11 protein-coding genes are annotated in these 13,209 nt (G+C 71.0%); 4 read left to right on the top strand and 7 right to left on the bottom strand.

Features of this window, described 5'->3' with window-relative positions; translation table 11 throughout:
- Window positions 1-169: 169 nt before the first annotated feature.
- Window positions 170-988, bottom strand: coding sequence for a DUF5806 family protein (locus K6T36_RS08415; protein WP_222920893.1), 819 nt, complete (start codon window positions 986-988; stop codon window positions 170-172).
- Between the two features lie 159 nt (window positions 989-1,147).
- Here K6T36_RS08415 and K6T36_RS08410 point away from each other — a divergent pair, with 159 nt between their 5' ends.
- Window positions 1,148-1,516 (top strand): universal stress protein, encoded by a 369-nt coding sequence (locus K6T36_RS08410; protein WP_222920892.1) that lies wholly within the window; start codon window positions 1,148-1,150, stop codon window positions 1,514-1,516.
- Window positions 1,513-2,073 carry a GNAT family N-acetyltransferase gene (locus K6T36_RS08405; RefSeq protein ID WP_222920891.1) on the top strand — a complete coding sequence of 187 codons (561 nt, stop codon included), beginning with the start codon at window positions 1,513-1,515 and terminating at the stop codon, window positions 2,071-2,073. Before K6T36_RS08410 ends, K6T36_RS08405 begins: the two co-directional genes overlap by 4 nt.
- A 52-nt stretch (window positions 2,074-2,125) precedes the next feature.
- Here the strand turns inward: K6T36_RS08405 and K6T36_RS08400 are convergent, their stop codons facing one another.
- From K6T36_RS08400 to pheS, 3 genes are all read right to left on the bottom strand, one after another.
- Window positions 2,126-2,572: a universal stress protein gene (locus K6T36_RS08400; RefSeq protein WP_222920890.1), complete on the bottom strand. Its 447-nt coding sequence runs from the start codon at window positions 2,570-2,572 to the stop codon at window positions 2,126-2,128.
- Window positions 2,573-2,708: 136 nt separating this feature from the next.
- Window positions 2,709-4,517, bottom strand: coding sequence for a phenylalanine--tRNA ligase subunit beta (gene pheT, locus K6T36_RS08395; protein ID WP_222920889.1), 1,809 nt, complete (start codon window positions 4,515-4,517; stop codon window positions 2,709-2,711).
- Window positions 4,517-6,013, bottom strand: a complete 1,497-nt coding sequence (gene pheS, locus K6T36_RS08390; RefSeq protein WP_222920888.1) for a phenylalanine--tRNA ligase subunit alpha — start codon at window positions 6,011-6,013, stop codon at window positions 4,517-4,519. The genes pheT and pheS overlap by 1 nt, the downstream gene beginning before the upstream one ends.
- Before the next feature lie 337 nt (window positions 6,014-6,350).
- Between pheS and K6T36_RS08385 the strand changes: the two genes are divergently transcribed.
- Window positions 6,351-6,845, top strand: a complete 495-nt coding sequence (locus tag K6T36_RS08385) for a DUF5518 domain-containing protein (RefSeq protein ID WP_222920887.1) — start codon at window positions 6,351-6,353, stop codon at window positions 6,843-6,845.
- 173 nt (window positions 6,846-7,018) lie between these two features.
- Here K6T36_RS08385 and K6T36_RS08380 read toward each other — a convergent pair whose 3' ends face one another.
- Window positions 7,019-8,176 carry an NAD(P)/FAD-dependent oxidoreductase gene (locus tag K6T36_RS08380; RefSeq protein WP_222920886.1) on the bottom strand — a complete coding sequence of 386 codons (1,158 nt, stop codon included), beginning with the start codon at window positions 8,174-8,176 and terminating at the stop codon, window positions 7,019-7,021.
- Between the two features lie 202 nt (window positions 8,177-8,378).
- On the opposite strand from K6T36_RS08380, the gene ilvA reads away from it, so the two are divergent.
- Window positions 8,379-9,599 (top strand): threonine ammonia-lyase, encoded by a 1,221-nt coding sequence (gene ilvA / locus K6T36_RS08375; RefSeq protein WP_222920885.1) that lies wholly within the window; start codon window positions 8,379-8,381, stop codon window positions 9,597-9,599.
- 629 nt (window positions 9,600-10,228) lie between these two features.
- On the opposite strand, the gene K6T36_RS08370 is transcribed toward ilvA, so the two are convergent.
- Both K6T36_RS08370 and rnz read right to left on the bottom strand, forming a co-directional pair.
- Window positions 10,229-12,202, bottom strand: a complete 1,974-nt coding sequence (locus K6T36_RS08370; RefSeq protein WP_222920884.1) for a DUF460 domain-containing protein — start codon at window positions 12,200-12,202, stop codon at window positions 10,229-10,231.
- A gap of 61 nt (window positions 12,203-12,263) precedes the next feature.
- Window positions 12,264-13,196, bottom strand: a complete 933-nt coding sequence (gene rnz, locus K6T36_RS08365; RefSeq protein WP_390182326.1) for a ribonuclease Z — start codon at window positions 13,194-13,196, stop codon at window positions 12,264-12,266.
- Window positions 13,197-13,209: the final 13 nt, after the last annotated feature.

The raw sequence follows: 13,209 nt of genomic DNA, 5'->3' as shown, positions 1-13,209 counted from the left end.
GGTTCGGGTATAGGGGCTGTGGTCGCTCGATACGTCGTGTCACGGCGTTGGATGGATCTCGCTGCTGCTCGTGGTGCTCGATCCGGGGGCGAGAACGAAGCTCTCGTCGCGGGTACTCCCGCGAACCCTCGTCAAATCAATCGATCGCGGGACGACACGCGCCGACCGATCACGGCTCGTGGACGTGGCCGCACTCGGGGCACTTGACCTCCTCGCCCCGAACCTCGGCGCTCGCCTCGCGCACGTCGCGCATCACCGAGGAGATCTTGTCCTCGGCGGCCAGCTCCTCCTCGACGGCGAGGTCCGCGCCCTCAACCTCCAGCAGGAACTTCGCGACCTCCGTCGACTCGTACATCACGTCGTCGAGGTCCTCGGCGGTGAAGAACCCGGACATCGCGCCGTAGAGGAAGGTGGCGCCGGCCTTGCGCACCTTCTCCTCGAAGGACGCCCGCGCCTGGTTCACCGCCTGGGGGGTGTAGGTGTCGGTCATGAACGGGACGAGCCGCGGGAGGTTCTCGCCGATCTTCGTCATCTCGACGCCCGTCTCCGTCCGGAAGTCCGAACACAGCCGCGCGATCGCCCACTCGCGGGCGGTGACGTAGGTGCGGTCGCGGAGGAACTCGTTGACGCGGTCGTACTCCGCGCGCTCCATCTTCTGGAAGCGGTCGTACTTCGCCACATCGTCGGGCACGTCCTCGGGGACGCCCTCGCCGGCGTCGGCGCCGACGTCCGGTCCGGGAACCGACCCCGACGCGTCGTCGGTCGTTGCGGATTCGTCGGCCGCCACAGACTCGTCGGCCGTGGACCCGTCCGCCGTCACGGACTCGGCGTCCGCGCGTTCCTCGTCAGGTTCCTCCTCGCTCTCCGGGGACGCGGCGAGGACTCCCTCGGCGGCTCCCTCGCCGCCGTCGGTGGCCCGCTCGTCGATGTCCTCGGCCGCGGCCGCGTCGGCGTCGCCGCCGGCCTCCTTGCCCGCGTCGTCGGTCATGGCGCCCCGTAGCCGAGCGACCGTGAAAAACCCGTCCCCCACGCGTCCGACGGACGGCGGACGGCCGCCGGGTGCCCGGCACCCGCACGCGGGGTGACGGCGTCCGCCCGCGGCGGCGTCGGCGGCATGCTTTTGTCCGGCCCTGCCGACCGTCGGCGCATGAACGTACTGCTGGGCATCGGCGGGAGCGACGACTCCCTCCGGGCGCTCGAGGACACCGTCGAGCGGGCGAAGGCCGCCGGCGACGACCTCACGGTCGCGGTCGTCGAGAACCCCCAGGCCGACCGCACCCCCGAGGAGGTCGAGGACCGCGTCCGGACGGTGCTCGCGGAGGCGGGCCTCGACGCCGACGTGCGCCGCGTCGAGGGCGACGCGGGCAGCCAACTCGTCGCCATCGCGGAGGACGAGGGGTTCGACATGATCGCGATCGGCGGGGGCGAGACCAGCCCGATGGGGAAGATCAACCTCGGAAGCATCGCGCAGTTCGTCCTCCTGAACTCCCACGTCTCGGTGAAACTGGTCAGATGAGCGGCGACCGCGTCTACCCCGACGAGCCGGCCGGCCCGTTCGAGGCGCCGCCGCTGTCGTTCGTCGACCGCGAGGGCCGCGACATCGAGATCCGGCCGTATCCACCCGACGCCGACGGCGAGGCCGGCGAGGAGGAGTTCGAGGCGCTCGTGGAGATGTACACGGCGTTCGACCCGGCCGACCGCGCACAGGGGATCCCCCCGGGGCGGGAGTCGGACGTGCGCTCGTGGCTGGAGACGATCCTCGGCGACGGCGGCTACAACGTCGTCGCCTGGGACGGCGACGCCGTCGCCGGCCACGCCACGCTCGTCCCCGACGGCGACGCCTACGAACTCGCCATCTTCGTGCTGCAGGCGTACCAGGGCGCCGGCATCGGCACGCACCTCATGGAGGCGCTGCTCGGCCACGGCGCGGCCAACGGCGTCGACAAGGTGTGGCTCACCGTCGAGCGGTGGAACCGCGCCGCGGTCGGCCTCTACAAGAAGGTCGGCTTCGAGACGAGCGACGCCGAGTCGTTCGAACTGGAGATGACGGCCGTGCTCGCGGACCCGGCGTAGCGGCCCACGCGTCGCTTCCGGGTGTAGCGCCCGTTCTCTCGCGTCGATCAGGTCACACCGACAGGACGGGCTGACTCGCGTACAGCAGCACGTACTCGGCGGCCTTCTCCAGCACCTCGCCGGGCTCGCCGGTGAGCGGCTCGCGCGGGATGACGATGAAGTCGGCGTCGATGTCCTCGGCGGTGTCGAGGATGACCGACCCGGGATGGGTGGTCTTGCGCTTCGTCGAGAAACCGTACGCGATCGAACTCGACACCTCGACACCCTCCGCGTGGGCGAGATCGCGGACCGTGTCGGTGAACGCCTCGGTGTCCTCGGCGACCTCCGACTGGTCGATCATCTCCTCCTCGATCGCGCGGACGACCTCCTCGCCGAGCACGTACACGGCGTGGACCTGCGCGCCGTACCGCTTCGCGACGGCGACGGCGTACTCGACCGCCGTCAGTGACTCGTCGCTCCCGTCCACGGGGACCAGTACGCGTTCGACGGTCAGGCTCATACGGGTGCCTGCGGCGGATGACGTGAAAGGTGTTCCCCTCGCGCGCGTCCGGATCGGCCGCCGTCCGCGGGTTCGAGGGGCGGGTCTCCTCCCGTGGCGACGGCCGTCCCCCTCCGGGAGCACCGGCGGCGAGAGGCTACGCAAGCACCGACAGCGAGAACTCGAAGGCCGCGACGGGGACCTCCATGTCCCGGTCGACCAGCACCTCGGGGTGGAGTTCGCCCACGACGCCGACCGCGTCGCCGTCGATCACGACCTCGGCGACGCGTCCGTCGAGGAAGCTCGGGTGCTCCGTCGCGGGCGTCTCCAGGTCCGCGTCGAAGTCGTCGCAGACGGCCTGGAGGCGGGCCTTCGCGTCCTCGTAGGTCGCGTCGGTGCGCGCGAGCGCGCCGGCGACGCGGTAGTCCTCGGCGACGCGGGTGTTCACCTCATCGTCGCGGTGGGCGACGAAGCCGACCTCCGCGAGGTCCTGCGGGTAGCTCCGGTGGGTGTTGTTCTCCAGCACCTGCACGAGCGAGGGGAGCGCCCACGTGCGCAGTTGGGTGTAGTCCTCGCTGTACGGGCTGGTGATCTCCGCCCGCGGCTCGCTCCCGAGGGGCGCCTCCGACAGGTCGGCGCCGGGGTCGCGCTCGTCGAGGCGCAGCCGGTCGTAGTTCTCCTCGGCGGAGGTCATGTGGAAGTTCAGCATGTCCTCGAAGCCGAGGCCGACGAGGCTCGTGCGCACCGCACGCTCCAGCCGCGAGCGCTCGTGGCGACCGCCGATGGTACCGATGTCGGGGTACGTCGGCTCCAACTCGTTGAAGCCGTACGCCCGTCCCACGTCGTCGATCAGGTCCAGCGGGTGGAGCACGTCGACGCGGTACGGCGGGACCTCCACGTCGTAGACGGTTTCCTCCTCGCCCAGGCTGTAGGCGGCGTCGAGGCCCGAGCGCTCGAACAGGTCGACGACCTCCTCGCGCTCCAACTCGATCCCGAGCATCGTCTCGATGCGCTCGTGGGTGACGGACTTCTCGTCGGTGTCGAGGTCCGGCCGGATCAGCTCCGGGCCGTACTCGTCGGGGTACGTCGCGCCGTCCGTGTAGTCGACCTGCACCTCCTCGACGGTGCCGCCGCGCGCCGAGAGGGCATAACAGAGGATGACGCACATCTTGTCGATGGTCCACTGGTCGGTCCCGGTCAGCTCGATGAAGAGATCGCGGGAGTCGGTGTCGACCTCCGTGCGCTTCCCGTTGATCACCGGCGGGAACGAGAACAGCCCCAGTTCGTCGTAGATCGCGGGGTAGCGATCCAGACCATCGACCAGATCGGCGTACGTCTCGCCGGTGTCGTGCTCCGCCAGCACCTCCGCGGGCGTCATCTCCGCGTTGGCGTCCAGCGGGACGAACCGGTCGCCGTCGGGCTCGACGCCGCGGTAGGTGATCGTCTTCTCGGTCGCGCCCAGATCGGCGGTGGCGGCGTCGATGGTACCGGAGGGCTCGGACTCCTCCGTCAGGGCTTGGCCCTTCAGCATCGTGAGGTCGTGGACGCCGATGGCGCCCTTCGCGCGCCCCCGCCCCATCGTCGCGTGCAGCTTCTCCTGCAGCTGGATCAGCGAGTCGAGGCCGGACTCGCCGAGCTCGACGCCCCGGACGACCGCGCCCGTGACGTACGGGCGCTCGTCCGGGACGGAGGGGTCGACCTCGATGGTCCAGCCGGCGTCGTTCGTGTTCGGGACGTACACGCCGCGGTCGGCGCCGTACTGGTAGCGCAGCGACCGCGCGACGCCCTCGACCGACAGGCGGTCGAGCCGGTCGGGGCCGAACTCGAACTGGAGCAGGCCGTCGTCGGTGTCGCCCTCGTACTCCAGCCCGAGCGCGAACAGGTCCTCCTTGAACTCCTCGTCGCTCTTGCTCTCCTCGCCGGTCAATCCTCGAAGCTCGTCGGTGTCGATGTCGACGACTGGCATCAGTAGGTCACCTCCGCGTTCCGCAGGAACTCCAGGTCAGCGAGCGTCCCGTGTAGGTCGCGGATGTCCTCCGCGCCCGTCGTGAGCATCGCGAGCCGTTCCAGCGCGAGTCCCCACGCCATCACGTCGCAGTCGATCCCGAGCGGGTCGAGCACCTCGTCGCGGAACATGCCCGAGTTCCCGATCTCGATCTCCTCGCCCGTCTCGGGGTGCTCGCCGAACAGCTCGAAGCTGGGCTCCGTGTAGGGGTTGTAGTGCGGCTTGAAGCGGATCTCCTCGATCCCGAACTGCCGGTAGAACTCCTCGAAGGTACCCATGAGGTCGCGCACCGAGAGGTCCTCGGCCATCACCCATCCCTCGATCTGGTAGAACTCGAGCAGGTGGGTCGCGTCGAGGGTGTCGTTGCGGTACGCCTTCTGGACGGAGAAGTACCGCTTCGGCGGCTCCAGGTCCGCGTCCGCGTAGCCGGAGAGGTAGCGCATCGACAGCGAGGTGGTGTGCCCGCGCAGGGCGATCGCCCGCGCGAAGTCCTCCGACCACGGCGAGTGGTAGCCGTCGCCGTCCTCGCCGACGCCGTCGCGGTGGGCCGCCTCGACGCGGTCGACCAGCCCCTCGGGGAGGTCGGCCACCGGCGGCACGTCGAGCGCGAAGCGGTCCCAGTGGGTGCGCGCCGGGTGGTCCTGCGGCATGAACAGGCAGTCGTTGATCCAGAAGTCCGCGTCGGCGTGCGGGCCGTCCATCTCCTGGAAACCCATCCCCACCAGCACGTCCTTCACGCGCTCGGACATGCCGCGGAGGACGTGCTCGCGGCCCCCCTCGACGGCCGGCGCGTCCGCCTCGACGTTGTACTCGGCGAACTCCACGTCCGCCCACTCGCCGCTCGTGAGCAGTTCGGGTGTGAGCCGGTCGACGGTCTCGGCGGTCTCGACGCCGGCCATCAGCGCGTCCACGCCGTCGTCGGTGAGCGTGACGGAGCGGACGGTGCGCTCGTCGAGCTCGACGAGCCCGCGGCTCTCCAGCCGGTCGAGCAGGGCCGCGTCGTCGACTGCCTCGCCCGCAGCGAGCGCGTCGAGCGCGGCGGCCTCGTCGTCGTCGTCCGGATCGGCGTCATCGTTCGCCGAGACCTGCCCGGAGTCGACGACGCCGTACCCCTTGCGGGCGTAGTTGGCGAGCGCGATGTCGACCTCGGGACCCTCCAACCCCGCGGCGCCGATCGCCTCGCCCATTCCCACGTCGCCGCCGGCGTCGCGGGCGGCGCGGAACAGGCGGACCTCGGGGAGCCCCTCGCTCCGGTAGGTCTCGCCCTCGTCGGTGAGCGTCGCAGACTCCTCGACGCGCTCGTCGACGGCGACGAGCCCCTCGTCGCGGAGGTCGAAGGCGGCACGAGTGACCGTCTCGGGCTTCAGGTCCGTCTCGGCTGCGAGCTGTTCGATCGTCTTCGCGTCGGTCGCGCTGGCGGCCTCCAGCAACGCGACCTGCGCCTGTGGGAGTCGCATTCGGTTGTGTTCGTGTCCGATCGGTCGGTGGTTAGTCGTGTCGTTCCGGCCTCGCGCCCTCGGGCGTGGGCCGGGCGATGCCCGCAGCAGCGACCCGGGTCGGTTTCACGCGGCGGCGACCCCTCGGTCGCCCCCGCGTTCCGCCGGGGTCAGCGGCGCGGGAAGAAGAAGCCGGACCCGTCCCCGTCGGTGGTCGGGTGCGGTGCCTGCGTCGTCGCGGCGGGTCCGGTCGCCATATCGGGGAGACGGACCGGGGTCGACTAAAGCGTTCGGTCGCTGCGGAGTGATAGCTCTGCACGCAGCGCTATTTATTCGATCGGCGACCGAACTACCGGACATGTCCTCATCCAACACGACCGCCCTGAAGCACGCGGCTATCGGCGCCGCGGTCTCGCTCGTGACGTTCTTCCTGCCGTTCTCCCCGGTGATCGGCGGGGGCGTCGCCGGCTACCTCCACGGCCCCGACCGGACGGAGGGCGCGAAAGTCGGCGGGCTCTCGGGTCTGCTGGCCGCGGTTCCGGGCGCCGTCGTCGCGACGCTGATCGCGTCGGTTTTCGTCATCGTCGGCCCCGGCCAGCGCTCGGGGCTGCTCGTCGCGTTCGCCCTGTTCCTCGTGCTCCTGCTGGTCGGCGCGCTGTACGGTGGCGCCCTCGGCGCCGTCGGCGGCCTCGTCGGCGCGCTCCTCAACGAGGAGTTCGACGGGCCGAACTCGACGCCGGCGCGAGCAGGCGACCCGACGACGCTCCGTGACGACCGGTCTGAGTCCGATGACGAGCCCCGTTCGGAGTTGACGGAGTTCGACGACGCGATCGGGGAGCCGAACCGGAGCTAAGACTGCGAACCGGGCCAGCGAGCACGACCGACTCGGCTCGCCACATGAGGTAGCCGCCCCTGCGACTTCCTCGACTGGCTTGTTCCTGTATCCCCACCCCCACCCCAACCCCACCCCCACCCCAACCCCAACCCCACCCCCACCCCAACCCGTGGCCGTGCCCGCGCGCCGCGTTACGCCACGTTCTGCTCGACGAGGAGGTCCCCGTCCTCGAACCGGTCGCGTCCGAGCCCGGACACGTCGACCGTGGACGCCTCGCCGTCCAGCACCAGCTCGGCGACGACCTGCGCCGTCGCCGGCGCGTGCTGGAAGCCGTGGCCCGAGAAGCCGGCGGCGGTGACGACGCCCGGCACGGACTCCTCGACGATCGCGTGATGGTCGGGCGTCACCGCGTATAGGCCGGTCCAGCCGCCAGCGAGGCGGCTCTCGGGGCCGAAGTAGTCCGCGAACGCGCCGACGCGCTCGATCGCCTCGACGGCCCAGTCGGTGTCGGGCGTCTCAGAGAAACGATCCGGATCGCTCACGACCGGGTCGGTCTCCGCGAAGTGGCCGCCGACGAGCGCGCGCCCGTCCCGCTCGGGCCGGAAGTGCGCGGTCGTGTCGGCGTCGATGACCAGCGGGTCCGATCCCGGAACCGGTCGCTCGGGCTCGACGACGGCCGTCTGGCGGCGGTGCGGGACGATGGGGAGGTCGTAGCCGGCGGTCTCGGCCAGCCGCGGCGCCCACGCGCCGGCGGCGTTGACGACGGAGTCTGCAGTGAGGGTGTCGGCGTCGTCGTCCGCGAGTTCGACCCGGACGCCAGACTCCCGGGGATCCAGTCCCGCGACGGGCGTGTTCGTCCGGATCTCGACGCCCGCCTCGCGGGCGGCGCCGGCGTACCCCTGGAGCGCGAGGTGCGGGTCGGCGAAGCTGTCGTCCGGGCAGTAGGTGCCGGCGACGAACTCCTCGGGGCGGAGCCCGGGACACAACTCGGCGGCCTCCTCGAGGGAGACCGTCCGGCTCTCTACGCCGTACTCGCGTTGCATGGCGACCTGCTCGGCGAAGGCGTCGGCGGTGTCGCCGTCGCGGGTCCAAAAGAGGTAGCCCGTCCGCCGGCGGTCGATGTCGACGCCGAACCGCTCCTCGAAGGCGTCCCACACCTCGATCGAGGCGACGGAGAGCTCGACGTTGACCCGGGTGGAGAACTGCGCACGGATGCCGCCGAGCGCGCGGTCGGTGCTGCCGGCGCCGAGGCTCCCCCGTTCGAGAAGCGTCACGTCGGCGCCGCGGGCGGCGAGCTCGTACGCGCTGGCGACGCCGACGATTCCCCCGCCGACCACGACGGCGTTCATACCGTGTGGTGTGTGAACGCGGGTATTGGATGTTCGGGCTGTGAGCCGCTCGTCGGATCCCGCGCGGTCTGACCTCCGACCGGACGACCGGGCGACGGCTCCGGGAGGGCGGCCTCGGCGGCGCCGGGCGGGTCGTCGGCGATCGGCGGCCACCGATCCACGCAACTTTTGCACACTCACGGAGACGCCCCGTCAACCAGCTATGTCCGATCCCGTCACTGTCACCGACATCCGGCGGGCGCGCGAGCGGTTCGACCCCGACATCGTCCGCGAGACGCCCGTCGAGCGCTCCCGGTCGCTCTCGGAGATGAGCGGCGCGGACGTGCGCCTCAAGATGGAGCACCTCCAGCGCACGGGCTCGTTCAAGACCCGCGGCGCCTCGACGAAGATCGCCGAGATCGCGGACGGGGGCGACACCGAGCGCGTCGTCGCCGCCAGCGCCGGCAACCACGCCCAGGGCGTCGCGCTCGCGGCCTCGAACGCCGGGATCCCGGCGACGGTCGTGATGCCCGAGGACGCCCCCCAGGCGAAGGTCGACGCCACCCGCGGCTACGGCGCGGAGGTCGTCCTCCGCGGCCGGGAGTTCCAGGAGGCGGTCGCGCACGCCCGCGACCTCGCGTCGGAGCCCGGGTCCGTCTTCGTCCACGCGTACGACGACCCCGCCATCGTCGCCGGGCAGGGCACGCTCGGCCTCGAACTCGCGGAACAGGTCCCCGACCTCGACACCGTGATCGTCCCCATCGGCGGCGGCGGCCTCATCGCGGGGATCGCCACCGCGCTCGCGGCCGTCGCCCCCGAGGTCCGCGTCGTCGGCGTCCAGGCCGAGGAGGCCGCGACGGTGCCCGAGAGCCTCGACAAGGGCGAGCCGGTCGACCGCGAGCACACGCGGACCATCGCCGACGGCATCGCCACCGGCGGCGTCGCCGACCTCACCTACGAGCTCATCGAGCGCCACGTCGACGAGGTCGTCACCGTCAGCGACGACGAGATCGCCCACGCCGTCCTCACGTTGCTCCAGCGCGCCAAACAGCTCGTCGAGGGCGCCGGCGCCGCCAGCGTCGCCGGCCTGCTGTCGGGACGCATCGACGTGACCGACGAGACGGTCGTCCCGCTGCTGTGCGGCGGCAACATCGACATGTCGATGCTCGACACCGTGCTCGAACACGCGATGACCGACCGCGACCAGCTCCTCCGGCTGCGCGTCCGAATCGAGGACGAACCCGGCGAGCTGTCGACGCTGTCGACCGTTCTCGCCGATCGCGGCGCCAACGTCCGCCACGTCCGCCACGACCGCGCGGTCGAGGACCTCCGCGTTGGCGAGGCGTACCTCGTGTTCGAGGTCGCGGCGGCGGGCCGCGAGCACGCCGGCCAGCTCCTCGATGCGATCCGCGACCGCGGCTACGAGGTAACGCGCGTCAATTGACACGTCCGCCGGGTCGGTCGTCGAAACGATCACTCGATTCGTGGTAACGAGTCGCACTCCACCCGAAACGGAGGGGTACGCGGGGATCGAGCAAACAACTTCGCGATATGTCACAATGAAAAATCTGTTTTATGTTGTATGACTTCTGACTGACGGACGGATGACGAACGACGGACACCAGTCGGACTTCGACGGTCATCGGTGCCGGTAGCGGCCGCCGCCGCCGCGCGCTCGGCAGGCCGGCGGCACGTTTCGGGTCCGGGTCCGCAACCCCGTCGCTTCGGACGGAACGGCGGTTTCCGACGGCGCTGCTCGCAGGTACTCGCCTCCGGTACACGCGATCCGTTTCATATCTCCGACATTCGTTGCGTCGTCGCTCACTACGTCCGTTCGGTCGCTATTCGCTCACTCCGCGTGGCTCACGCTCACGGCTCACTCCGTTCGCCGTTCACGTATCGAGGCCTCGCTCGTTTTTGGGCGGCTCGGCCCTTCGGACCTCGCCGCCGTGCTCCGGCGCGTCGTTCGCTTCGCTCACTCCGCACCGCTCGCTTCGTGGGCGGCTCGGGCGAGGCGGTCTCACTGTGTTCGACCGATCCCACCTCGCCGCCGATCGTCCGAGGCCTCGCTCACTACGTTCGCTCGGCCTCGCCTGCCCGATGCTCGGAGATGATCTCGTCCACCATCTCCTCGGTCTGCTCGCGCTCGCGCGCCGCGGCCCGATCCTCCCAGTCGTCGATCACCGCCTCCACGTCGCTCTCGCGGGCGACCGCCAGCTCGTCGACCTCCTGCAGCGTCACGTCGTCCGCCGGACCGACGGGGATCTCGTGTTCGAACAGCACCTCCTCGGCGATGTCCGAGAGTCCCCCGTTCCGGAGGATCACCCGCGGCTCCGTCTCCGCGAGTCGCTCGGCCGTGGTGCGCCCGGCGCCGGAGGCGTCGCGGAGGTACACCACGTCGCCGGCGGCGAGCCCGTACTGCTCGTCGGCGTGCTCGATCGCGCGCTTCGTGAACTGCTCGACCGCCTTCACGGCCACCAGGTCGCGTCCCTCCGAAACGTCCGCGAAGTTGTCGTGATCCAGCTTCCACAGCGTCTTCATGCGCGCGAGCTTCTCCTCCAGCTCCTCGACCGTCTCCTCGGCCTCGTCGCGCTCGCGCTCCAGGCGGCTGTTCTCGCGCCGGATCCGCGTGACCTCGCGGTCGCGCCGGGCCTCCAGCCGCTCCTCGCGACGTGCGTCCGACAGCTCCTCCTCCAGCTCCTCGATCTCGTCGTCCTTCTCGTCGAGTTCGTCCTTGAGGTCCTCGACGTGCGACTGGAGGCGGTCGACCTGCGACTCCAGGTCCCGGATACGCCGTTCGTCGTCGGTGAGTTCGCGCGGCTCCGGCCCGGACTCCTCGGTCTCCTCGCCGTCGTCGTCGCGCAGGTCCGACAGCGCACCCTCGACGGACTGCTCGTCGGCGACGACGCGGGCGATCACCTCGGCACGGTCGATCCCCGCGGGGGTCTGCCGGCCGACGCGCTCGAACTGGTCCTCGTGGTCGTCGAAGGCGAAGAGGGCGGCCGCGAGGGCGTCGCGCTCGTGGTCGTTGTCGTACGCCTCTTCGCGCGTGCGATGGAGCTTCTCGTCGACCGGGAGGTCGCTGTTGGGCGTCCAGCCGGCGGCGTCGAAGCTCCGACGGAACCGCTCGACCGTCTCGGGCATCGGCGTCACGTCGGCGGCGACGATGACCGGGCGCCCGCGCTCGATCAGCCACTCGATCACGTCGGCGGTGTCGGCGGTCCGCGTCGAGTGCACGTCGAAGACCGTGCCGTCGAGGCCGACGACGGCCGCCGCGGTCGTGGTGCCGGGGTCGATGCCGACGATCACGCGGTCGCGACGCTTGACGAGCGGCTCGAACTCGATGCCGTCGCGGCGCTCGCGCTCGATCTCGACGCGGGTGTCGCCGGAGCGATGGGCGCTCACCGGGATGTCCTGCGGCCGCGCCGACACGGAGAAGACGGCGTTCTGGTAGCCGCCGTACTTCTCCGTGATGTCGACCTCGTAATCGAGCCCCGCGTCGTCCAACGCCGACTCGACCTCCCGGGCGCGCCGCTTCACGTTGCCGTGGATCCGTCGAGTGTAGCGGTCCTGACTCCAGCCGCCCTTGCCCGTCGAGCGCCCGCGGGACACCTTCACCGTCGTCGTGTCGGTGAAGGCGGTCACCTCGTAGCCGACGTTCGCGGCCGCGAGGCGGGCGCTCGCCTCGGCCTCCTTCATCGGTTTCTTCCCGTACGGGACGCCGTGGCGGGAGGCGACCCGCGAGAGCGGCTCGGGCCGTTCGGCGCCGGTCACCTGCACGAGCGACGTTTCGTGGGGGAGCGCCCGCAGGAACCGGACGAGGTCGTCCTTGTCCGCGGCGAGTTCGTAGGCGTTGTCGGTGGCGACGACGGCGGGCTCGTCGGCCTCGATCCGCCGGCGGAGCTTGCGGTGGGAGACGACGTCCCGCTCGATCGACTCGCCGTCGAAGACGACGAGCGCGTAGGAGGGGGCGTCCCCCCGGATGTCGCCGCTCTGGATGTCGACCCCGAACACGACGGAGTCGAGCGCGCTCGTCCGGGCGTTCACGGCCGCGCCTTGGCGGCTGTCGCGTAAAAACTCCGCGCCGGTCGCTCGTCGTCGCCGCCGGTCACTCCCCGTCCGCGTCGGGGTACGGCACTTCGATCCGGGTGCCGTCGTCGGGGAAGAACACCTCGCCGTCGAAGACGCCGGCGGCCTCCCGCTCCAGCCGGTTGGCCCGCCCCGCGTACCGCGAGGAGAGGTGCGTGAGCGCGAGCCGCTTGGCACCCGCACGTCGCGCGATCTGGGCGGCCTCGACGGCCGTCGAGTGGGCGGTCTCGCGTGCGCGGTCGGCGTCCTCGTCGAGGAACGTGGCGTCATGGACGAGCAGGTCAGCATCCTCGGCGGCCTCGACGGTCGCGTCGACGGGCCGGGTGTCGCCGGTGTAGACGACCCGACGGCCGGGGCGGGGCGGTCCGACCACCTGTTCGGGCTCGATGACGCGGCCGTCGTCCAACTCGACGGACTCGCCCTCGTGGAGCTTCCCGTAGGCCGGCCCCGGCGGGACGCCGAGCTCCTCCTCGGCCTTCTCGCGGTCGAACCGGCCCTTCCGGTCCTCCTCGACGAGCGCGTAGCCGACCGAGGAGGTTCGGTGCTCCGTCTCGAACGTCCGGATCTCGTACTCCTCCCGGTCGAGCGCGACCGACCCGGGGCGCTCCTCGTGGACGGTCACCGGGAAGCTCGGGTCGTGGCCGGCGGCGTGGACCAGCCCCTTGAGGTGGCGCTTCGACCCTGGCGGCCCGTGGATCGCCAGCGGCGCCTCGCGGTCGTTGAAATCGAGGCTCTGGATCAGCCCCGGGATCCCGAGCACGTGATCGCCGTGGAGGTGGGTCACGAACAGGTGCGAGAAGCCGAAGCCGGTGCCGAAGCGCATCATCTGGCGCTGGGTCCCCTCCCCGCAGTCGAGGAGGAACTCGTCGCCCTCGCGGTTCAGGTACAGCGCGCTGGGCGCGCGCTCCACCGTCGGCACCGCGCCGCTCGTCCCGAGGAAGGTGACCCGTATCATACCCGGGAGT

Source organism: Halobaculum roseum (assembly GCF_019880245.1).
GTDB lineage: Archaea > Halobacteriota > Halobacteria > Halobacteriales > Haloferacaceae > Halobaculum > Halobaculum roseum.
This window is presented reverse-complemented; position numbering and strand designations above follow the sequence as displayed.